Here is a 1942-nt window from a genome sequence, read left to right as displayed (position 1 = left end):
TTTCCTAAAAGAGAAAGAAGTTTTTCAAGGAATCCCGATTATAATAAAACAGATAGCAATACAGAATTTCCTAAAAGAGAGAGAAGTTTTTCAAGAGTATCTAAAGATGAGGTAATTGACAATTCACAACGAAACAAGGGATTGGAAAAAGTGTTTGATACAAAAGATCATTTTGATAAAGAAAAGAAAAGAAAAAAAACAGAAATACTTTCCTCAAAAAAAAATACTTTAACTGATATATCGGGTAATATAAGATTAAATAGGTTTATATCCAACGCAGGAGTATGCTCCCGACGGGAAGCAGACGATCTTATTTCTCAAGGTATGGTAATGGTAAATGGAAAAGTAGTTACAGAATTAGGAGTGAAAGTAACCTTAAAAGATGTCGTTATTTTTGATGGAAAAACTTTAAAACCCGAAAAGCTATCCTATATATTACTCAATAAACCGAAAGATTTTATAACCACTATGGAGGATCCTTTTGAGAGAAAAACTGTTATGAATCTTCTTGAATCTGCGGTAGAACAAAGAATTTATCCTGTAGGAAGATTAGATAGAAATACTACAGGTCTTTTACTTTTTACTAATGATGGGGAATTGGCAAAAACACTTACTCATCCTTCTTCTATGGTGCAAAAGATATACTATGTAGAAATCAATAAACCAATAAAAGAAGAAGATTTTCAAAAATTGAAAGATGGAATTACCTTAGAAGATGGATTCATAAAATTAGACGATGTCCAAATAGTTTCTCCTGATAGGCAAGGTATTGGTATAGAAGTCCATAGTGGGAAAAATAGAATTATTAGACGTATCTTTGAACAATTGGAATACGAAATCACAAAATTAGATAGAGTTATGTATGCGGGATTAACAAAACTAAATCTTTCTCGTGGAAAATGGAGGCACTTGGATTCAAAAGAAATAAATATGTTAAAAAAAATAAAAAATGATTCTGTATCTTTATAATCCTTATAGAAAAACTATTTTTTACTCATTTCCCAAAAACATTTTTTAATACTTTTATACAATAAACAACTATGTCTAGAATATTAACAGGAATTCAAAGCTCGGGGAGTATTCATTTAGGAAATGTATTAGGTGCTATACTACCTGCTATATCACTTTCTCAAAAAAGAGAAAATGAATCTTTATTTTTTATTGCAGATTTTCATTCCTTGGTAAGCATAAAAGATACGATAGAACGAGAAAAAAATATTAAATCAGTAGCTGCTGCTTGGCTTGCTTGCGGATTTGATACAAACAAGAACATATTCTATCGGCAGTCAAAAATTCCAGAGGTATGTGAATTAGCTTGGTATCTCAGTTGTTTTACTCCTTATCCTATGTTAGCAAATGCGCATTCTTTTAAAGAAAAATCTGATAAATTATCGGATGTAAATGCTGGACTATTTACCTACCCCGTATTGATGGCAGCGGATATACTTTTATACGATGCAGAAATAATTCCTGTCGGAAAAGATCAATTACAACATTTAGAAATTACCCGTGATATTGCTTCTCATATAAATCGTTTGTACGGTGATATATTCGTAATACCTAATCCACTCATAAACGAAGAAGTTATGACTGTTCCTGGAACTAATGGACTAAAAATGAGTAAGTCCTACAAAAATACATTAGATATTTTTGCTCCCGAAAAAGATCTCAAAAAACAAGTCATGTCTATTATAACAGAGAGTGTTCCATTAGAATCTCCGAAAAATCCAGATACCTGCACTGTATTTCAATTATTTCGATTAGTAGCAAATCTCTCGGATACTTCTATTTTAAGAGAAAAATATCTCGCGGGAAATTTTGGTTTTGGTGATGCTAAAAAACAACTTTTAGAAATCTTATTAGATACTTTTGCAAAAGAAAGAATGCAATATGACTACTATATACATAATGAAAGAGAATTAGAAGAAAAACTGAAAGAAGG

The 1942-nt window shown here is 30.8% G+C and carries 2 protein-coding genes; both read left to right on the top strand.

All coding sequences use genetic code 11. The features are described 5' to 3' along the window. On the top strand, positions 1–969 hold a 969-nt coding region (locus tag QM536_09245), incomplete at its 5' end, for a pseudouridine synthase (protein ID MDI9357193.1). 71 nt (positions 970–1040) lie between these two features. Further along, on the top strand, positions 1041–1942 hold a 902-nt coding region (gene trpS, locus QM536_09240; GenBank protein MDI9357192.1), incomplete at its 3' end, for a tryptophan--tRNA ligase.

The sequence above is a fragment of the Chitinophagaceae bacterium genome (genome assembly GCA_030053935.1).
Lineage (GTDB): Bacteria > Bacteroidota > Bacteroidia > Cytophagales > JASGCU01 > JASGCU01.
Note: the sequence above shows the minus strand (reverse complement) of the source record. Positions and strands in the feature narration are given on the sequence as shown.